Origin of the sequence: Methylomarinum sp. Ch1-1, assembly GCF_030717995.2 — a bacterium.
GTDB classification, from domain to species: Bacteria; Pseudomonadota; Gammaproteobacteria; order Methylococcales; family Methylomonadaceae; genus Methylomarinum; species Methylomarinum roseum.
Genome location: NZ_CP157743.1, coordinates 1,082,386 through 1,100,169, shown reverse-complemented (window position 1 = coordinate 1,100,169; position 17,784 = coordinate 1,082,386). Strand labels below are relative to the sequence as shown.

Sequence of the window (17,784 nt, the reverse complement as noted above, 5' to 3'; positions counted from 1 at the left end):
TGATCAGCTAACGATAAAAGTAACTTGACGGCGAAAGCATCGCGACGATAGGAGCGCAGCTTTGGCCGGTCAAGTTGACCCGCTGGTTAGGTTTCAAATACAACCTCCGGTTCCCAAGCCAATACATCAATGCAATCTTCACAAGACAAGAAGGAGAAATGAGAAAGCCCTTCCCGCATTGTTCCACAAGATTGCTTGCTGACGATAGCAAGAAACTCAGAATTATCCACTAGCCAAAACGCATGCGGAAAATCCAACGTCTGCTTTGGCGATATTTGGCATATCCGGTTACTTTCATTCGACGCATAGTACGCTTCTACGGTTTTGAACTTAAATATAGCCATAGGCTTTGTTCTATCTTCAGGTCGCAGCCATACTCTTATGCCTTCCCAATCGTCGTGGACAGCTTCGAGATATAGGCGCTCACCTTCCAGGGAAGGTATTGGGTTCCACCGTTTGTATATTCCGCTCCACATATAAAACCTAACCATTGATTAGCCATAGTAAAAAGGGGACAGATTTATTTTTCATGTCTTCAGTTTCTTTTTGCGGCCTTCCCTTCCCCCTGCTCTCGCCCCCATTCCAATAATTTTTTCTATCTGGTCGGTAAAACGACTGGTGCCGGTAAGCAACTTTCGTTGAACCGCCTCATGGATGCGTACCCATTCACCCTTCCGGTATCGCGCCATAAACAAACTCAGTGTATAAAGTGAAGCTCGCTCAGTTTCAATGTTTCCCAACGCTTTGTAACAAGGCTCGATGTCTAACCAATCAAATTCGCTGTTTCATCCTGCAATGGCGCTGAAAACTTGACTACGGGTAAGTCGCCGGATCATCGATTATCCGGGAGTGAGTTTCAGAAAGGAATATTCCCTTATCATTGAGGTGCCAAAAATAAATCTGTCCCCTTTTCTTTAAGGTAAAAAATAAAGATCCTCGACAACTCAGTTATATGACCACCGTGCAGCTTTTTAATGAAGGAATACTTAATTTGCTGTTACTTTCAGGTAAGGTTTTAAACTATGCTATTGATGGATTGCTAAATGCCATTGCTTCAATATCTATCGGACAACAGCAAAGGAAGACACAGCCGCGGGCGATAAAACGACGGCCTAAAGCTTATCCTTTACTTACTGTGCCTAGAAGAGAGGCTTGTGAAGCTATTAATTTATAGGAGTTTTTATTAAGTAAGCAGTATTAGGGTCAGATGGCAACCCCATTGGAGCCGACATAGTTTCTGATGCCGGTATAAGCTGAACCGTGGCTGCTACAGACCCAGTCTGCGCAATCGCAGACTGCATTAGTGCCATCAAGCTTATGCTGAAAAGAATCTTCACGAAGATTGATTTTGTAATCATACAATTACACTCCTAAAAAATAGTTCAAAAATATACTGCAGTGTGGGCAATACCCTGCCCCGAATTAGTATAGCTTGATATCTAACTCTCAAGGTGAGTCACATTGTCGCGGACTCGCTTTTACCGTTAGTCTGTTGTTGCACACTCTAAATTTCTTTCTCCAAGTCTTTACAAAACCAATGCGCACCATAGGAGCTCACGGTTTCTAAGCAGCTGTTTTGGTATAGGAATGTCCGGTGCTTTTGAAGTTGGAATCAGTGGCGGTTTTGTCGGAATACGCAGTCCAGATAGATATTGGCTTGAGGCCGACGTAGAGGCTGCAATGTTTACGTATTTCTATGAGTAGAACCTCCAACCATTTGTTCCAGGCTGACGGCCCTGGCGGGGCGCAACCTTAACACAAGATTTCCAACGTAACCGGCCATTTAAGAATCCACTGCGATAGACAGTTACTGTGATTCGTGCTACAAACAAACGGTCATCCGGTACGTGGGCTTTCAGAGGAGCTAAGTGTCAGCAAAAGCCGATGGGGCATCGCATTTCCGGTTCATATAAAGCAGTTCAGCCCTGCCGCCGGATGTTTTCGACAGATTCAAATGGCGGCTGGTGACACGACTGCTTGTTCTACCCCTAATTTATCCATCGCCTGGGCAAAAGATACATCCGCTGCAAAATCCGTGACCACCCGCTGCAAGGGCCGCGATGTGCCTCGATGGCGGATGTTGGCGCTTCGGACGAACGGCCGTATCCGTTGGTTGCCTGCGCGCAATTGTGGCTCTTCCAGGCTTACGACGCCGAAGGTCGTGTGCCAGCAGAGTTTTTTACCCTCACGCCATACCGAATTCGCTTGGCTGAGTTCCTATGTCGTTTTGATCACTTGCCGCTGCGCCCAGACTGTCAGCGATTCATGGCCCAGTTGCCTCATCTCGTCGATGATGCGCATCTCGGCGGCGTCGGCTTCCTTTAAATCCCCCGTCTCGTCTTCAACGGCCAGCAACAAGTGGCTAATCCGCTCTCTGAGCGCCGGATGGCTGTTCAGCTTTTCCAGTATCTCTTGGTCGCTCAAGGTACGTGTCGTCATGGTCGCCTCTCTCATAAATGGGGTTTCGGATCTAATTTACTCCACATCAGTTTGAATCGCACCCCTCCGATTTTAAAGCCAAATACTCTCAATGAGAAAACACCTTTATGGATCGCCTTTTAACATCGTTTCTTCGCGTGGTGATCCCGGTTGCTTAGCTGAACTGAATTACATCGTGTCGAGACTTCTGATAATCCAGATTCAGGATCGAATCATCGTAAGAATCATCTTGAATTGCTTCAGCGCCTTAAGACTGTGCGGTTGCTGCGCGGGTATGAGAATCATATCGCCTCCTTGCAAGTGATTTGGTTTGCCTGCAATACTGACTTCCGCTTCACCTTCGAACACATGCACAAGGGCATCGAAGGGCGCCGTATGTTCGCTCAGGCCTTGTCCTTCATCGAACGCGAAGATTGTCACGTTACCCGTTGGCTTTTTGACAATTTCGCGGCTAACAATGGAGCCATCCTGGTAGTCCACCAACTCGCTGGCCCTGGCGATTTCGGCGCCGTCGAGTCCTTTGGGTTTGGGTGTGTTTTCTGCTTGCATAATTTACCTTTCCAATATGTTGTACCAAAGAGGCAGAAGCCCGATGTTTTCGAGACCTATTGTCACGGCTGACGTGATGGCTTATTCCATCAGTTTAAAAAAATCTTTAGGTGCTCCACAGATCGGACAAGACCAGTCATCCGGTATGTCGGCCCAACGGGTTCCGGGAGCAAGGCCACTATCAGGATCACCTTTTGCTTCATCGTAGATATGTTCGCATTCCCTGCATTGATATTTTTTAAATATCAGACATGCTGTTTCTCCTGTGAGCTAGAGTTAATGCAATGATTTCGATACCGAAAACAAAAAAAGGGGTGCATTGCTTTTATCTTTCGAGCGCCTCGGTTATTCGCTGCTTAAGCATAGGGAGCAACTCCTTCTCGAACCACGGATTTTGGCTAAGCCAAATATTATTTCGCGGACTTGGATGCGGAAGGGGGACTATCTTGGGCCAATGGGATTGCCAGCCACGAACCGTCTCGGTAAGTGAGGCTCGTACTTCGTTGATGTGATACGCCTGTGCATACTGTCCAACAATCAACGTCACTTCAAGATGGTGCAGGTGACCGAGAAGTTGATCGCGCCATGTCTCCGCGCATTCGGGCCGTGGCGGAAGGTCACCGTATTTACCCGTGCCGGGAAAACAAAGACCCATTGGCAGAATTGCGATCTGTTTCGAGTCGTAAAAGACTTCGCGCGTCACCCCCATCCACTCACGCAAACGATCACCGCTGGCATCATCGAAAGGTATTCCGGATTCATGAACTTTTGTTCCTGGTGCTTGGCTGGCAATCAATATACGAGCTTGCGGGTGCATCTGTAGAATGGGCCGGGGTCCATGCGGCAGATGTGCTGCGCAAATACGGCAGTCTTGCACTTCGGTTAGCAAAGATTCAAATGAACTCATGGAGTGACGTTCCTCATGACAGGCGAACAAACTGTAGTGGTACATTAATCGTCCTCTCCAATTAAAGGAAAAGCCAATCGTTTTCCTGGATCACAATTGCCTGGTTATGCTCTTCGTCCTTTGCTGCATAGACGAGCGTCACGATACCCTTGTCCAGTTCCTGCTTTAAGCGCTGGATTTGCTCGTGATTACCCTTGAGTTCATCTAGATACCGTTCCTTGAATGCTTCCCACCTGCCCGGGTCGTGGTCAAACCATTTCCGCAGCTCCGTACTGGGAGCGATATCTTTGAGCCACAGATCAATGCTTGCTTTTTCCTTTGTCAAACCGCGCGGCCAGAGCCTGTCCACGAGGATGCGTCGGCCGTCATGCTTGTCCGGCAGTTCGTATACCCTTTTAATCCTGAACCGATAATGTTGTTTTGGCTGTTGCATCATGGTATAGAGCAGCGTTACTTGAATAATTTATCCGGCATGGCGCTAACGGTTTAGGCTTTAAAGATGATTGTGAGTAGCACCACTGAATCCAGCACGGCTTTCACGGCGTGCGGTTCGTCCGGCATTAAATAAACTAGCTGGCCGGATGTTAATGCTTGTGTTGTCTGCATGGCTACAAACTCAATTTTTCCGCTTATGCAATGAACCACGATAGGTCCTGAAACTTTGTGATCTGCAAATTCTTTACCCGCCGGAAGAGCCAGGCGGACAAGTTCCATGTCGTCTGTTTTCATAATGACTTTTGATTTTTCATTCGGGACGTCTTGTGCCCAAGTTGCCAAGTCAACAACTTCATTGGATGATGCGTGATGTGTAGCCATAAATCTTTCCTCATACGTTTAAATTTATCAAACACAAGGTAACAATCCGGCGACGAAAAAAAGTCGCTACTTTCTCAAACTAATCATTACCAATTTCAAACCTGCTCAAGCTGTCGATGCACCCCCAACCATCCTTTGATGGACGCTGTAAGCAACGGTACGGCACCCAATAGAATAAACACCAAGTCACCGGGCAGTCGTAGCCATTCAATCAGGCGCGACCGCTCGCTGCCAATGTAGTCAAGGCTGCGCGCGTGCCAATAACCATGCTGAACAACATCCCAGACCTGTAGCACGCCGCCGGGGAACAAGCTCAAGATTAACATCAGAGCCAGACCGACATTGCTGCCCCAAAATCCGAGCTTAACGTATTTCTCAATGCCGACCCAGCGCGTATCACTGCTGGTCTGGCGCAACACGAAGACCATCAGCGCCAATGCCAACATGCCAAATACGCCCATCATCGCGGCATGACCATGGTTGGGCGTCAGTTGGGTGCCCACCTCATAGTAGCTGACGATAGGCAGGTTGATTAGAAAGCCGAAAATGCCTGCGCCGACGAAGTTCCAGAAGCCGACAGCCATCAAAAAGTAGAATGTCCATTTATGCGGTATGGCGACTGATTTGCCGCAAACATCGCAGTCAGCACGTGTAGTGCGGACAAAATCCCAGGCGTCCAGGGTTAGCAGTGTCAGCGGCACCACTTCCAGTACCGAGACCATGGCCGACATTGCCATGTTGATGCTGCTCTGGCCAGAAAAATACCAGTGATGGCCGGTGCCGATCAGGCCGCCAGCGAAATATAAAATGGCATCGAGGTAAATCACTCGCAGCGCAACATTAAGCCGGGTAAGTCCCAGTTGATAAAATATCAATGCCACCAATGTGGTGGCGAAGAATTCAAAGAAACCTTCGACCCATAGATGAATGATCCAAAAACGCCAGGTATCGACCACGGTGAAGTTAGTCTTGGCGCCATAAAATAGTGCCGGTATGTAGAACAGCGGAATTGCCAGGGAAGCCAGCAGAAACAGCCTTATCAAAGGTTTTGCGACTGGCTCACACAAGGATTCCGGCTGCACTAGTTTTAATAAAAGCGTAAACCAAACCAGCAGACCGACGATAAGCAGGTACTGCCACAGACGGCCGAGTTCCAGGTATTCCCAACCCTGGTTGCCAAGCCAGAACCACCATTGACCCAGCATTTGTGAAATACCCGCCCACTCGCCTAACAGACTGCCGCCTATGACCACGACGAAAGCACCGAATAGCAGATGAACCCAGCCGGCAAACCAGCGTGGTTCATCGTTGCGTAGCGATCGGCCGAGAAACAAGGCCGCGGCGACAAAGGCGGTAGCGATCCAGAAAACGGCTAATTGCAGATGCCAGGTACGCATCAGATTGCTGGGAAATATGGCCTCCAGTTCAAGGCCGTAAAAACTGCCGGGATCGACGCGATAGTGCGCCGTTGCACCGCCCACCAAAGTCTGGGCAAGAAAGAGCAAAGCGACCACCACAAAAAATTTCACCAGTGCCAGCTGGCCGGTGCTGGCTTGACCCGGTAGCAGATGGGGGTGTACATGCTGTCCGGTGCTAATCCAACCCAGATAATCGAATTTGCCGAACATCAACAGTACGATGCCAATGCCGGCCAGCAATACGATAAGACTCAATGCACTCCACAACAGTGCGCCGGGAACGGCTGTATTACCGACGCTAGGGTCATACGGAAAATTGTTGGTGTAGGAGTAGTTCTTGTCGGGGCGGTTGGTCACCGAGGCCCAGGCCGTCCAGGTAACGAAGGCGGAAAACCGCTGTAATTCAGTGGGATCGCTGATCAGGCCGCGCTGGAGCCCGCCGTTACGTTCGGGGTTCAGAAAATATTCCGTCCAGTAAGCAATCTGCTTATGGTAGGCGGCTGTCTCCGCTTGAGTCAAACGCAGCGTTGCGCTGGTGGCATCATAATGATTGGCTTTTAGCTCGACTGCTGTTTGCGCATACACAGCCGCCAATTGGCCGGGCGTCAGTGCGGAAAGTGGCTGTTGGTATTGCTGCTGCGCAATGGTCGTGGCGGTATCTTCGCCGATACGGTGCAGTGCCTCGGCCGAATAATCCGGTCCCAGGTAAGCACCATGGCCCCAGATACTGCCGTTGTTCATCAATCCGTATTTGAGGAAGATTGCCTGGCCCTCACTTATTTCGTCACCGCTAAACAACAGTAGCCCTTGTGCATCAAGTACCTGTTTGGGGATCGGCGGGGCATTGCGATAGGCCAACGATGTGATGGCGATTAGTCCCACAAAGCCCAGCGCCATCACGATCAACACCGTGCGTAGCCACCAGGGAGAAAGCGCGGAATCCACTGCAGTTAGGGGATGTGCGGCAACATTCATGGTGTTTCAACCTTCATCAGTAACCTGAAAACTCTTCCGTGCGGATGTTGTCTTCATCGACACCCGCTTCGCTCAACATGTCACGCATCGCCTTTACCATCGGCGCAGGGCCGTCTAGGTAAAAAATGGGTAGGGCCAGATCGTCGATGAACTTCAGCAGCATGGCTTTATTGATAAAGCCTGTTTCACCATCCCACTCGCGACTGGATTTTTCCATCTCGGCCATGGTGCCGATAAAGGTATAGTTTGGGTTGGCAGCGTGTACCACGGACAAATCGTCCAGAAAGGCCGCATCTTCCGGTCTTCGATTAGCATAAAAAACCAGGATTCGGTGCGGTACCCCATCATGAATGGCTTGCAGCACAATGCTTCTGACCGGTGTGACGCCTATACCGCCGGTCAGAAAAACAGCCGGGGCACTGGCTTTATTATGTAAGGTAAACGAACCATAAGGCCCATCCAGCATCACCTCGGCGCCGGGCTGCATGGTTTTTAATACCCGCTTGAACGCCGTGTCGCGCATGCGGGTCGCAAAAATAAGCTCGTCTTCGTAAGGGGCGCTGGCAAATGAAAATGCTCGTGTGTTGCCTTCGGCATCGGTTTCAGTGGGGTTTATCAGCGTCAGATTGCCGAATTGACCTGCTTTGAAGCTTAAACCGGCAGGCTTTTCAAAATGAAACGCCATGGTTCCTTCAGCAATTTCGCGGTTGAACTTCAGTTTGACGGTGTAGTTGGACATGACTAATTTCCATGCATTCTTGTTGAAAATAGGTACACGCAACGCAGTAATCGAAAGCCTACCTTTACCGCCACGGCACTGCTCAATGACGTATTCAGTTTAACCTCGCGCAATCGCTTCAAGCATAGCGGTTATTGGATCTTCAAGGGCAATGTGCAAAATCCGCTTGCTGGATAGCGGCTGTTAGTCGGTGATTGATCCGCTACCAACTCGATCGAGGTGCTATGTTTCAGCAGCTCTTCAATTACCACTCGTAATTCCATACGAGCCAACGGTGCCCCGGGACATGCGTGGATCCCGGCGCCATAGAGAAGATTCTTGCTGGGGTCACGGTCCAGACGAAAAGTGTCCGGCGCTTCAAAAACACGTCCGTCTCGGTTTGCAGCCATCCAGTTAAGAGAGATTCGCTCGCCGGTTCCCAACTCTCGACCGCCGATTTTCACGGGGTGGGTTGTGATGCGCCGGTTAGCTACCAAAGGAGCGTGAATTCGAAGAATTTCGTCGATTGCGGTGGGCAAAATATCTGGCTCAGCGCGTAATTGCATCTGCAGCTCAGTATGCAGTGCAAGATAGTGGACAAGTAGGCCAACGGCAGCGGAAATAGTACCAATCTCTCCGACGGTCCAGTTCCGCAGAATGCTGGCAATTTCTTCGCGCCTTAACGGCTGCCCCCCAACTGTATCCTGTATCAGGGCGGAGGTGACATTGCTGTCAGACTTTGCCCCGGCGTGGCGACAGGTTTCCAGCGTGACGTCAATGAACTCTTCGAACTCGCGCGCGAGTTCTGCAAGTGCCTGTCTATTCTGTGCCAGGGTTGCCTCGTGTTTGTTAATAATCCAGCGAATCAACGGTTCGTGCAAAGCAGTCGGCCAACCGAGAAAGGCGCATTGGACACGTACCGCGAAAGGCTGGGCAAAATCGTTAATCAGCTCTACCTCGCCACGGGCAAGGGCGCTTCGTACCAAAGTCAGGACAATCTCCCGACACAGGGGTTCAAAGGCGTCCATACGTTCTGGGACAAAATAAGTCTCAATCAGACGGCGATATATAGTGTGTTCAGGGGGATCCATCCCGTTAGGTACGGAGAGGTGTTCGGATACCGCGTTGCTGAATGTTTCATGATCATGCAGCGCGCGAGTAATATCCTCATGCCGGAACAGCGACCACCCCATGAGCTCGCTATGCGCAACGGGGCAATGTTCACGCATTTGATCATAGGCCATACGCTGGTCACGCAGGACATCTTCCGATCTCGGATCCCAATCGGGCGTTTTCTTATCGTTCATGGTTAATTATATCCTTTGTTAGTCAAAATACAGCGCCGGAGTACCCGTCAAAGGACGCCATGAATACGTCCATGTGAGCTCTATTGACAGCACCCACGCTGTCAATAGAGCTTACCAAAACTACCCCGGCGCATTCATACGCTAATGCCGAAATTTGAAGTGCTAAAGGTAAACCTTTTAATTCCTCGACATAAATAGCAGTCACAGAGTAATTATTCAGACACCCTAACAATTGGCAAGGCCGGTACCGGCAAGCCTGACCGCTGACTTGCGATCACTTGTGCCAAATAAATCCACGGTGACTGATTTCTTTTGCGGCAGGTTTCAATGACGCTGATTAAAATAGCGAACACACGCGTCCCATTTTCCGAGCGCGTGCCATAGCAAATGCCGCGTAAAATAACCCAGTGGCGCAACGCTCGCTCCGCTTCATTATTCGTTAAGGGCTGATGCGGTTGATCCAGAACTTGAAAAATAGCTGTCCAGTCATTTAGCATTTCCGTGGCTAATGCTGCTGTTTTCTTATGTTCATGGGTTTTCATTTGTATACACATCTGCTGATAGAGCAGTAATTGCAGGCGATAAGTTTCAGAAAGTGGCGTATCAGGTGGTGTTATTCGCGCTTTGCGTACCGCACCTATCAACACAGCCAGTAAATCGTGCGTTTGTTGACCAAAAGCTGGGCGTCTCTGTTTAAGCTTTCATTGAGCCCTTTCGCTTTACGCAGAAGATGAGCCCAGCAACGTAACCGACTCAGATATTTGCGATAAACCGTGTAGCCATCGCTCATTAACCAACCATTAAAGTCGTCGCCTAAAAGATTTTCCAATAATTCAGCGCTACGCGTAGCAATCCAATAGGCTGTGACGCGATTCGTACTGAACACCCATAACCAAAGAAAAGTCGTGTGCTCCATCCAGGAGGTTTCGTCTACATGCAGCAATTCGCTGTTAATGATTTCTTGTGCAAACTCATCTTCAAGCGGCATAGCCGCTGCGCCACTTCATGCAGGGTATTATTGATGGTGCCAACACTTAATTTAATACCTAACCAGTCATATAAAAATTCCTGAATACGCTCACGCGATAGGCGCATACGGTAGGCAAGACAAACAATCATTGCTGCCAGTCCAGGCCCCACTAAACGCCATTCAGTTCGGCTAATACCCGGCAATTGAGCATGACTGCTACGACTGACTTCTTTGCGCGTGATATGTCCATTGGCGCACACTACTTCATAGAGAGTGTGCTTGGTATGGGTGACTAGAATGCCTGGATGCTCAACATCGCCCCATTCGACATTGATTGTTTCATACGCGGCATAGGCGATAGCATGACGCGGCTCTAATGTTTGATGGCAGCAGGCACATATTTCAGGGTAATGATCTTGATAGTGGGTAATGGCTAGCTTTTGTGTTCGGCCAAAGCCTTGTGCGCCTGGTTGTTTGCCGGGTTTGCGGGGTTCTTGATGTTCATTGTTAGGATCAGCGGACTGTTGCTGATCTTTTTTTAGAAGGCGACGGGGGGGGTGACGGTGTCTTCCGTTTCAGCAGACTTATCGATCTCCGTTTGTTCTTGATCGTTTGTATTATCTGTAGCTGCTTTATCCCAAGGCGCTTCGCTGCTAGGTGGACGAGAGCTGTTGCGCGAATTTTGGCTTAAGCGCTCACGCGCTTCTTTTAGGTCGTTAAGTAACTTAATCGATAGGTAACGTAATTCCTCTTCCGGTAAATTGAGAAGCTCGTCTTCATCGATTTGGCTTAGGTCCTGGTTACTGAGTTGCATGGGATAAATACTAAGGCTTCTTAATGGATTTGTACAATGTTCTTGTGTCGGTTTGTCAATTATTTTGTATTTTCAGCTAGGGTGTGTGAATACTTACCCTATTTGCGCCTCTCGCCCATTTGGAAACTTCATATCTCAATGCCATTTAAAATAGCTAGACGAATGAGAATGTTCTCTGCGAGCTGCGCCATTAACTCTTTATTGTGAATGGCGATTTCTATAGGTTCAGGCAGTTCAGTGAAAAGAGTGGCACCCTGAAAGCTGGCTCCAGTCTTAGCCGCATCATGCAGAACCAGAACCGTTTCTCCGTTCCTTTCATCTAGCTGGCAAATTAGTCCGTGCTTCATTTTTTTACACTTAACGCCTTGCTCACCGGAAAATCAGGAGCGTAGCGAGTGATTTTTCCGAGTGCAGCAACTTGTTATGCGCAGTTCTCAAATTTTAAAGATTTTTGTAAGCGTGATAATTGTCGAGCACTTGATGGTAAAGAATTGCCGATTTTTTCCTTGCGGCAGGGTGGAAAGCGTTAATAAAGACAACCCCCTCATGCACATGAACCCGCTCACTCACTTTTTTAATCTCGGGGAATATATAGCGTTTAACTTGACTATATGTACCGCAAAGCACAACAACATCAGGCTTTATCAACTCAACTTGCCTTCTAACAAAAGGAGCAAACTCACTAGCATGTGTATCAAACGCCTTCTTATTGGTTGTAGCACTCCCAGAAGTCTTCCTTATATTTATGTATGCAATGTTCTTAATTGCGTTTTTTTCATTTAGCTTTGCATCTTTGAGTGGCGGCACAACCCCATCATAATTTTGAATCCCGTAAGCCCATCGTCCCACCCGACGAAGAACCTTTCCTTTCCACCATCCACTTTTCTTAACGTCAATAGCTCTATTGATCGCAGTAACAACATTCTGCTTGGCTTTATTTGTTTCCTTTAAAACAAACAAAACTCTTTTTCCACTAATATCCCAATTCTCTTTTGAGATCACACCGTCGTGGTTGAAGTGCCATCCCTCCGGGAATGCCTCTTTCCAAGCAGCCATCAACTCATCAATACAACTTATTTCGGAAATTTCTTTATTATCCATGAGTAAACTCAAATTAACTATTGGATAAGTCAGTAGACCCGTGAGGCAGCCATTCGATATTTAAGCCACCATCACCAAAATGAACTACACCTTCCTTTTTCGGTAGTTCACTGCATTGATCCCGATATTGAATAAAATTATCAAGCAATTCAATTAGGTGCACTTTGAACCCTGACTCAGTAGCCTTCTCAAAAATTTCGTCTTCAACCATCCAACGAGTGCCGCTCAAGCGAGCCTCATTATCTTCCGCACAGAAAACCACTTTGCCATTTTCTTTCACAACCTCAGGGTATTGCTTGGCAAGCATGGCAAGGCGAGTAGCTTCGAAGTTTTGATCAAAATTTGGCATATTGTTTCCTTTGGCTCGTTATTCTTTCAGCTTTCGCCGTATGGGCGACAGGTTGCGTCGTAGGGCCGCATAACGACAAGCATAACCGGGCGCAAAAAGCGGAGCACAGCGGAGCTTTTTGTGGTCCGAGTTTATGCGCTTGTTATGTTTTATTTCACTATGCATCAAGAAGGCATCCATTGTTTGTTTTCGTATTCATACGCCCAAAAATCTACGCCTTCTGTTTCAGTTAATATTTCAATCCTGAGTTCTGGTTCACCAAGCATAAGCTTTTCAGATTCTTTCTTGGCAGCTTCGAACGTTGCAAAATGAAGAGTTATATTGCCAATGTATAGCCGATAATTTAGTTCACTTACATCCTTTCTGAACCAAGTGGGATCTGTTGCAATTGTTTCTTCAAAACCAGACTCCAATGACCTTTCCAGCCAATACTGACTCCTAGTGCTATCTGGAGTGACGCCATTTCCCCCAACTATGTAGTGTCTGACAGAAAAAGCTTTTTTTTCAACCGATACCCAACTTTTGCCACACTCATTTTGATCAACCCAGGCCATTTTCCGGAAAAAATCCATCGCTGTCTCGTCTGATTTCTTCATTAGCGGGCCATTCACCGGTCTGCGGGCGCAACTATCCTGTAGTGAGCCTTTTCTCGCTCCGATGGTATTGTTCAGGCCGCTTGTTGGTAGGGGCCGCGCTTGCGTTTTTCTTTCGCCTGCGCCTGCTGACGCAGGATGGCGCCCAACCGATTGATATTGCGCGAGACGACCGCCAGTGCGACATAGCGTTTGAAGCCATCGAGGCCGTGGTCGGGGCAGATATCCAAGCCGTTATGCTCCAGGGCATTGATGGCCGATTCCACGGCGGAGTGTTGGTGGCGTAGTTGTTTAAAAGCATTGCTGCCTTCCCGCGCTTGATCCGCGGCGCTGAGTCGGCCTTTTTTGGGCAGAATCACCTGTTCCAGATGATTTTTCAGTTCCTTTTGGTTAGCCGGGCTGTGAAAGCCTTTGTCGAAGCTGGTCACGGTCAGTTCGGGGAAGCGCCGGCGCGTTTCGGTGACCATGTCGACGGCGACTTTGTCATCGGTTTGCTTTTCCATCACTAGGTGGTGAAGAACGAAGCGATGGTGGTCCTCCATCACGCAGACCCTTAAACCCAACTCAACCGGGACGCCTGCTTTGCCTACAGGGATGTAGGTAAGGAGCGTGAGCAGGAGCGGAAGCTTTGCCTTTGCTGATCCATTCGGTGTGCGGTTCAAACACGGAGAAGATCTTTTCGGCATGAGGGATGGTTTCGCTGCGTATGACGCGGCGCTCAATTTGGTCCAGCAGCAGGCGGGCATAGGCCTGGTAGGATTGCAACGGCTGCGTTTCATCGGCCAGGGCGCCACGGTCCAGGGCTTGTTTTAAGGTGCGCTCGGATTTGCCCAGGTAGGCGCTCGCCAGGTCCAGGTAGGTCTGATGAGCCTGTTGGATGGCTTGTTCCCGTACGGCTTGTTTGTTTTCATCCTGGCTGGTGGAGCGTTTGAGCTGTTGAGCTCTTCGGTACTGTTGTTTGAGTCGCCGGATGTTGTGCCGGTATTGACGCCAGTCCGGCAGGTCATAGTGTTTCGCCAGCGTATGACTCTCTTCAATAGCTTTGCGGATCGCATCATACAGCAGGTTGATGTCGGTCGGAAAATGGACGTCGGTTTCGACCACAAAGGAATCGCACCGCCCTCTCAGTTTATCGCTGTGGTCGACCGTCGCGGCGGCAGTCGAGTCACTGCGGACGGTTGGCCCAGCGTTTGGCTTTTTTTTTACCAGGGCATGGCCGGCTCTGACCACTTCCTGGTTGATTTGATCGAACAGTTCCGGGTGAACAGCCTTAGATTGTCTTTGATGCGCTGGAGAGAATACTTCGTGTCGTCACACCAGTCGCTATGGCCCAGCATCTGTCGAATGGTATTGTGGTGGTTGGCCAGTTCATGGATGCGGTCGTAGTCGGTATTCAGGCCCAGACGCAAAACGCCCAGCACTAGAATTTTCCATTGTTCCAGGCCGGGCCGACCGCGCCTTGGGTCAGCGGGTTGCTGACGCTCTGCTTCGCTAAGGCCCTGACCGCTTCGGTAGGGAATAACCTGCTCGAGGATGGCGAACACACGGTCGCGCAGTTCGGGCGTGGTATAGATGTACTGCAACCCTAGCAGCAGTTGCGGGATGTCGTCTCTGGATTTGAGGTTAATCTCGATGTCGGCAATATCGACCTGACCGAGGCTCATTTGCGGATTCTTGACGGTGCGCATAGGATTTCAACGGACGAAGATTTCTGGTTTTCGTAAATTTTTATGGCGGCGCTCACCCAAAATCAGTACCTTACGGATTGAGCAACGCAACAATCGTGATTTTGGGCTGCAAACTCATTTCCCGGAATTCATTATATCCCATTGATTATTTTAGGGATAATCAATTTTCGGTCAGGCACTATGTATAGAACTCCTAATTCGTGCGCAGCATGGCCGCTCCCCATATTTGCTGCTTGCAGATAAAGCTGCTCCGCTTCTATAAGATTGTTGCTTTCAAAGTGCTCTTTGTGAGCTTGGATTACGAGTTCTTCAGGACTCATGCTTTAAAAACATAACGCCGCAAATCACCGGCTGCCAACAGCTGCATAGCGAAGCGGCGCAGCTTTTGGCAGTCCGAGTGAATTTGCTTTGTTATGGCATTGCTTGACCATGACTCCACAACTCATATTCGCTAATATCTATATTCTCATTCCAAACTACAGCGTACCCGCCTTGCTCAACCCTGACGGCCTTAAAAAAAGCAGGATTATTTAGCGGATAAAACATGTCCTTATTTAACAGCGGAGTAACATCGTATTTTTTCTTCTGATTATTGTCGAACTCAACAACCAATGTGTGATTGTCAATTGCTAATGCTGACTTTACTTTTGGATATCTCATTTATCACTCCAAGGGAGGCAATTTGTGAAATTCTTGACTATCCCACATCTTTTTCATTTCATCCTTGTTCATCTTTGCCCACTCGATAACCAATTTCTTTGCTCTTTTGGGTAAATCACCTTCAATCATTTCAAGTGTATCAATATTGAGAAGATCGAAGGGGTCAAGATCGAAGGGGGGGCGGAAAGGAATCACAATCCTCCCACCCGGTCACCGAAGGCGGTCACCCGCCTCCGATTCTTAGAACGTAACGTGTGGTTTTCCCTTCTTCGCTCCTCAGCCCGCGTAGGGCGTATTAGCGAAAGCTCAAGGGGTCAGCCAGCTTGAAATGAAAAAAATTAAAAAGGAGTAGAGTTAGACAAAATCAAGTTGGCTGACCCCTTGATTTCGCGTTTATCTGCCACGATCTTGCCTTCCCGATACTCTTTTCGCCAGCGGGACAGCATGAAGGGATGGATATCCAGTGCTTCCGCAACACCCTTCACGCTTGCCCCACTCAGATGGGTCAGCTTAACAGCTTTGGCCTTGAACTCATTCGTGTACTGCCTTGTCTTCTCCTGGTTCTTGTACGCTGGCATTTTTCACCTCGTCTGAATTAGATCGAGGGGTCCACTAAACCGGGGGAACTACACCAGTCCGACAACATGCACTTGTTATGAGCCGATAGCGTAAGTTGTAGTCCGATAGGGTGACTCAATCAAACGAAAAGTACCGGCTCCAACAATATGATTTAATACTTTTACGTCCTGTGCAGTTGAGGTATCTGTTGATAATGCTCGATGATATAAAGCAGAAAATGCAACCAATGCTTCTCCCCAGCCAACGTTTCTAGTCGGGGCAACTATAGCGTTGCAAAAAGATTTATGATAGTTAAACAACTCATCAGCACCTTGTCCAACACTACAGCTTGAGAAACATAAACAGATATTTTTAAGCCGAGGCCAAGCTATTTCATCAAACTCGCTCCAAGTTATAAAATCACCGTCAGTTAACGCAAAACCATTGGAATTACCATGAGCACTAAAATGTACGTAGCGAATATGTTCTTTTTCGGCGTACTTTATAGCTTTAGCCAAATATTCACGATCTACAACTTCTATGTGTTTCGCATGCACTTCTTGCAACTTTAAAATCTGCTTTAAAGTGCCAGCTTCAAAACGATCATCAAAGATATCTTGTGGACTCCGAGATTCAATTATTAAAATTTCATGTTTCGCCATAGCTCCTCCTTGGTTCATAACCACTGATTATCAGGTCAATTTTCCCTGATAAGTTGATAATTACTGGTAATTCGGGAATTTTTTCCTGCATATCCGAAAAAACAGGCATTTTTACCTTGATAAGTTGATATTAACCGATAAATCAGGCATATTGGCCTGCGTATTATTGCGAATGACTCTAGTTGCTAAGCCACTTTATGTCAAGCCAGAAACCCACCCTATTGGACGAAGTAAGACGCGTCATGCGTCTTCGGCATTACTCGATCCATACCGAACGCAGTTATTGCGACTGGATTAAACAGTATGTCAGATATCACCGACTGACGGACAGATCTGAGTTGTTTATCGACAGCGAAAAGAAAATCGAAGATTTCCTGACTCATCTGGCTGTTGAACGCCAAGTTTCGGTGGCGACTCAGAACCAGGCTATGAATGCATTGGTATTTCTATACCGAAAAGTCCTCGATCAAGCTCTGGACAATCCGATCGATGCGGTACGGTCAAGAAAAAACCGCCGAATTCCGGTCGTTTTGACGCAGGACGAGGTCAAAAACATTATCGCCTTGTTGGACGGCGTTCCTCAATTAATCGTCAAACTGCTTTACGGCAGCGGCTTGCGAATTACTGAAGCAGTTAGGATGAGAGTTCAGGATATCGATTTCGATTATAGGCAAGTTACGGTCCGGTCGGGCAAAGGCGAGAAAGACAGAGTGTCAACGTTCCCGGTTTCGTTGACGACTCAATTGAGCGCGCATATGGCCAAAGTCAAATTGATTCATGAGCAAGACCTGGAGAGAGGATATGGCTCGGTTTATCTCCCATTCGCCCTGGCAAAGAAATACCCCAACGCCGACAAGGAATGGGGTTGGCAATACATGTTTCCTGCAAAAACGCTATCGCTAGATCCGCGCAGTTCGATGACACGACGCCATCATATCGATCAATCGGCCGTCAACAAAGCAATCAAAAAAGCGGTGCGGCAATTGGGCATCAGTAAAAAAATCAGCGCCCACACATTCCGTCACAGCTTCGCCACCCATTTATTGCAACGCGGCACCGACATCCGCACGATACAAGCTCTTTTAGGCCATAACGATGTGGAAACGACGATGATTTACACCCATGTGTTGAATCTGGGTGGGCATGGTACGGTCAGTCCATTGGACGATTTGGCTCTGTGAACATGGTGCGCAATGCGCATCCAAAACTGACGCCGTAGAACGCCGGGCGAGGCCCAATGGCCGACTCTGGTGCAGGGAA

Annotated in this window: 23 protein-coding genes and 2 pseudogenes; 2 read left to right on the top strand and 23 right to left on the bottom strand. The window is 48.4% G+C overall.

Annotated elements, in window-relative coordinates; genetic code table 11:
• Positions 1-86: 86 nt before the first annotated feature.
• The gene (locus tag Q9L42_RS05445) at positions 87-344 is read right to left on the bottom strand and encodes a hypothetical protein (protein WP_349432206.1); all 258 of its coding nucleotides are present in this window, start codon (positions 342-344) and stop codon (positions 87-89) included.
• 608 nt (positions 345-952) lie between these two features.
• Between Q9L42_RS05445 and Q9L42_RS05440 the strand changes: the two genes are divergently transcribed.
• The gene (locus tag Q9L42_RS05440) at positions 953-1,174 is read left to right on the top strand and encodes a hypothetical protein (protein WP_305909447.1); all 222 of its coding nucleotides are present in this window, start codon (positions 953-955) and stop codon (positions 1,172-1,174) included.
• A gap of 1,043 nt (positions 1,175-2,217) precedes the next feature.
• On the opposite strand, the gene Q9L42_RS05435 is transcribed toward Q9L42_RS05440, so the two are convergent.
• From Q9L42_RS05435 to Q9L42_RS05330, 22 genes and pseudogenes are all read right to left on the bottom strand, one after another.
• Positions 2,218-2,439 carry a hypothetical protein gene (locus Q9L42_RS05435; protein ID WP_305909448.1) on the bottom strand — a complete coding sequence of 74 codons (222 nt, stop codon included), beginning with the start codon at positions 2,437-2,439 and terminating at the stop codon, positions 2,218-2,220.
• 201 nt (positions 2,440-2,640) lie between these two features.
• On the bottom strand, positions 2,641-2,988 hold the full coding sequence (locus Q9L42_RS05430; protein ID WP_305909449.1) for a cupin domain-containing protein: 348 nt from the start codon (positions 2,986-2,988) through the stop codon (positions 2,641-2,643).
• Positions 2,989-3,069: 81 nt separating this feature from the next.
• Positions 3,070-3,237, bottom strand: coding sequence for a rubredoxin (locus Q9L42_RS05425; RefSeq protein ID WP_349432737.1), 168 nt, complete (start codon positions 3,235-3,237; stop codon positions 3,070-3,072).
• Positions 3,238-3,313: 76 nt separating this feature from the next.
• Entirely contained in the window at positions 3,314-3,940 is a 627-nt protein-coding gene (locus tag Q9L42_RS05420) for a uracil-DNA glycosylase family protein (RefSeq protein ID WP_305909450.1), read from the bottom strand.
• Between the two features lie 16 nt (positions 3,941-3,956).
• Complete coding sequence (locus Q9L42_RS05415; protein ID WP_305909451.1) at positions 3,957-4,331, bottom strand: DUF488 domain-containing protein; 375 nt, start codon at positions 4,329-4,331, stop codon at positions 3,957-3,959.
• 50 nt (positions 4,332-4,381) lie between these two features.
• Positions 4,382-4,711: a cupin domain-containing protein gene (locus Q9L42_RS05410; protein ID WP_305909452.1), complete on the bottom strand. Its 330-nt coding sequence runs from the start codon at positions 4,709-4,711 to the stop codon at positions 4,382-4,384.
• A gap of 95 nt (positions 4,712-4,806) precedes the next feature.
• Positions 4,807-7,104: a nitric-oxide reductase large subunit gene (locus tag Q9L42_RS05405; protein ID WP_305909453.1), complete on the bottom strand. Its 2,298-nt coding sequence runs from the start codon at positions 7,102-7,104 to the stop codon at positions 4,807-4,809.
• A 16-nt stretch (positions 7,105-7,120) separates the two neighbouring features.
• On the bottom strand, positions 7,121-7,843 hold the full coding sequence (locus tag Q9L42_RS05400) for a ferredoxin--NADP reductase (protein WP_305909454.1): 723 nt from the start codon (positions 7,841-7,843) through the stop codon (positions 7,121-7,123).
• A 131-nt stretch (positions 7,844-7,974) separates the two neighbouring features.
• Positions 7,975-9,129 carry a cytochrome P450 gene (locus Q9L42_RS05395; RefSeq protein WP_305909455.1) on the bottom strand — a complete coding sequence of 385 codons (1,155 nt, stop codon included), beginning with the start codon at positions 9,127-9,129 and terminating at the stop codon, positions 7,975-7,977.
• A 212-nt stretch (positions 9,130-9,341) separates the two neighbouring features.
• Complete coding sequence (locus tag Q9L42_RS21440) at positions 9,342-9,776, bottom strand: IS66 family transposase (RefSeq protein ID WP_349431147.1); 435 nt, start codon at positions 9,774-9,776, stop codon at positions 9,342-9,344.
• Positions 9,770-10,117 carry an IS66 family transposase gene (locus Q9L42_RS05385; RefSeq protein WP_432648879.1) on the bottom strand — a complete coding sequence of 116 codons (348 nt, stop codon included), beginning with the start codon at positions 10,115-10,117 and terminating at the stop codon, positions 9,770-9,772. The genes Q9L42_RS21440 and Q9L42_RS05385 overlap by 7 nt, the downstream gene beginning before the upstream one ends.
• A 520-nt stretch (positions 10,118-10,637) precedes the next feature.
• Positions 10,638-10,913: a DUF6444 domain-containing protein gene (locus Q9L42_RS05380; protein ID WP_349432201.1), complete on the bottom strand. Its 276-nt coding sequence runs from the start codon at positions 10,911-10,913 to the stop codon at positions 10,638-10,640.
• A 128-nt stretch (positions 10,914-11,041) separates the two neighbouring features.
• Positions 11,042-11,260 carry a hypothetical protein gene (locus Q9L42_RS05375; RefSeq protein ID WP_305909456.1) on the bottom strand — a complete coding sequence of 73 codons (219 nt, stop codon included), beginning with the start codon at positions 11,258-11,260 and terminating at the stop codon, positions 11,042-11,044.
• 94 nt (positions 11,261-11,354) lie between these two features.
• Entirely contained in the window at positions 11,355-12,014 is a 660-nt protein-coding gene (locus Q9L42_RS05370; protein ID WP_305909457.1) for a hypothetical protein, read from the bottom strand.
• A gap of 13 nt (positions 12,015-12,027) precedes the next feature.
• Positions 12,028-12,363: a hypothetical protein gene (locus tag Q9L42_RS05365; protein ID WP_305909458.1), complete on the bottom strand. Its 336-nt coding sequence runs from the start codon at positions 12,361-12,363 to the stop codon at positions 12,028-12,030.
• A 164-nt stretch (positions 12,364-12,527) separates the two neighbouring features.
• Positions 12,528-12,935: a hypothetical protein gene (locus Q9L42_RS05360; RefSeq protein ID WP_349432198.1), complete on the bottom strand. Its 408-nt coding sequence runs from the start codon at positions 12,933-12,935 to the stop codon at positions 12,528-12,530.
• A gap of 95 nt (positions 12,936-13,030) precedes the next feature.
• Positions 13,031-14,644: pseudogene (locus Q9L42_RS05355) on the bottom strand (ISNCY family transposase).
• Between the two features lie 131 nt (positions 14,645-14,775).
• The gene (locus tag Q9L42_RS05350) at positions 14,776-14,964 is read right to left on the bottom strand and encodes a hypothetical protein (RefSeq protein WP_349432196.1); all 189 of its coding nucleotides are present in this window, start codon (positions 14,962-14,964) and stop codon (positions 14,776-14,778) included.
• Between the two features lie 91 nt (positions 14,965-15,055).
• The gene (locus Q9L42_RS05345) at positions 15,056-15,304 is read right to left on the bottom strand and encodes a DUF2442 domain-containing protein (RefSeq protein ID WP_305909460.1); all 249 of its coding nucleotides are present in this window, start codon (positions 15,302-15,304) and stop codon (positions 15,056-15,058) included.
• Positions 15,305-15,307: 3 nt separating this feature from the next.
• Positions 15,308-15,499 (bottom strand): DUF4160 domain-containing protein, encoded by a 192-nt coding sequence (locus Q9L42_RS05340; protein ID WP_349432193.1) that lies wholly within the window; start codon positions 15,497-15,499, stop codon positions 15,308-15,310.
• A gap of 191 nt (positions 15,500-15,690) precedes the next feature.
• Positions 15,691-15,882 (bottom strand): annotated as a pseudogene (locus Q9L42_RS05335) (transposase); the annotation flags it as partial.
• Positions 15,883-15,957: 75 nt separating this feature from the next.
• The gene (locus Q9L42_RS05330) at positions 15,958-16,524 is read right to left on the bottom strand and encodes a hypothetical protein (RefSeq protein ID WP_305909462.1); all 567 of its coding nucleotides are present in this window, start codon (positions 16,522-16,524) and stop codon (positions 15,958-15,960) included.
• Positions 16,525-16,721: 197 nt separating this feature from the next.
• Between Q9L42_RS05330 and Q9L42_RS05325 the strand changes: the two genes are divergently transcribed.
• Positions 16,722-17,705, top strand: coding sequence for an integron integrase (locus Q9L42_RS05325; RefSeq protein WP_305909463.1), 984 nt, complete (start codon positions 16,722-16,724; stop codon positions 17,703-17,705).
• The last annotated feature ends 79 nt before the right edge of the window (positions 17,706-17,784 follow it).

Excerpts from the sequence above, each read along its gene's own strand:
- Q9L42_RS05445 (WP_349432206.1), bottom strand. The coding sequence starts at position 344 with ATGGCTATATTTAAGTTCAAAACCGTAGAAGCGTACTATGCGTCGAAT.
- Q9L42_RS05440 (WP_305909447.1), top strand. The coding sequence starts at position 953 with ATGACCACCGTGCAGCTTTTTAATGAAGGAATACTTAATTTGCTGTTA.
- Q9L42_RS05435 (WP_305909448.1), bottom strand. The coding sequence starts at position 2,439 with ATGACGACACGTACCTTGAGCGACCAAGAGATACTGGAAAAGCTGAAC.
- Q9L42_RS05430 (WP_305909449.1), bottom strand. The coding sequence starts at position 2,988 with ATGCAAGCAGAAAACACACCCAAACCCAAAGGACTCGACGGCGCCGAA.
- Q9L42_RS05420 (WP_305909450.1), bottom strand. The coding sequence starts at position 3,940 with ATGTACCACTACAGTTTGTTCGCCTGTCATGAGGAACGTCACTCCATG.
- Q9L42_RS05415 (WP_305909451.1), bottom strand. The coding sequence starts at position 4,331 with ATGATGCAACAGCCAAAACAACATTATCGGTTCAGGATTAAAAGGGTA.
- Q9L42_RS05410 (WP_305909452.1), bottom strand. The coding sequence starts at position 4,711 with ATGGCTACACATCACGCATCATCCAATGAAGTTGTTGACTTGGCAACT.
- Q9L42_RS05405 (WP_305909453.1), bottom strand. The coding sequence starts at position 7,104 with ATGAATGTTGCCGCACATCCCCTAACTGCAGTGGATTCCGCGCTTTCT.
- Q9L42_RS05400 (WP_305909454.1), bottom strand. The coding sequence starts at position 7,843 with ATGTCCAACTACACCGTCAAACTGAAGTTCAACCGCGAAATTGCTGAA.
- Q9L42_RS05395 (WP_305909455.1), bottom strand. The coding sequence starts at position 9,129 with ATGAACGATAAGAAAACGCCCGATTGGGATCCGAGATCGGAAGATGTC.
- Q9L42_RS05385 (WP_432648879.1), bottom strand. The coding sequence starts at position 10,117 with ATGCCGCTTGAAGATGAGTTTGCACAAGAAATCATTAACAGCGAATTG.
- Q9L42_RS05380 (WP_349432201.1), bottom strand. The coding sequence starts at position 10,913 with ATGCAACTCAGTAACCAGGACCTAAGCCAAATCGATGAAGACGAGCTT.
- Q9L42_RS05375 (WP_305909456.1), bottom strand. The coding sequence starts at position 11,260 with ATGAAGCACGGACTAATTTGCCAGCTAGATGAAAGGAACGGAGAAACG.
- Q9L42_RS05370 (WP_305909457.1), bottom strand. The coding sequence starts at position 12,014 with ATGGATAATAAAGAAATTTCCGAAATAAGTTGTATTGATGAGTTGATG.
- Q9L42_RS05365 (WP_305909458.1), bottom strand. The coding sequence starts at position 12,363 with ATGCCAAATTTTGATCAAAACTTCGAAGCTACTCGCCTTGCCATGCTT.
- Q9L42_RS05360 (WP_349432198.1), bottom strand. The coding sequence starts at position 12,935 with ATGGATTTTTTCCGGAAAATGGCCTGGGTTGATCAAAATGAGTGTGGC.
- Q9L42_RS05350 (WP_349432196.1), bottom strand. The coding sequence starts at position 14,964 with ATGAGTCCTGAAGAACTCGTAATCCAAGCTCACAAAGAGCACTTTGAA.
- Q9L42_RS05345 (WP_305909460.1), bottom strand. The coding sequence starts at position 15,304 with ATGAGATATCCAAAAGTAAAGTCAGCATTAGCAATTGACAATCACACA.
- Q9L42_RS05330 (WP_305909462.1), bottom strand. The coding sequence starts at position 16,524 with ATGGCGAAACATGAAATTTTAATAATTGAATCTCGGAGTCCACAAGAT.
- Q9L42_RS05325 (WP_305909463.1), top strand. The coding sequence starts at position 16,722 with ATGTCAAGCCAGAAACCCACCCTATTGGACGAAGTAAGACGCGTCATG.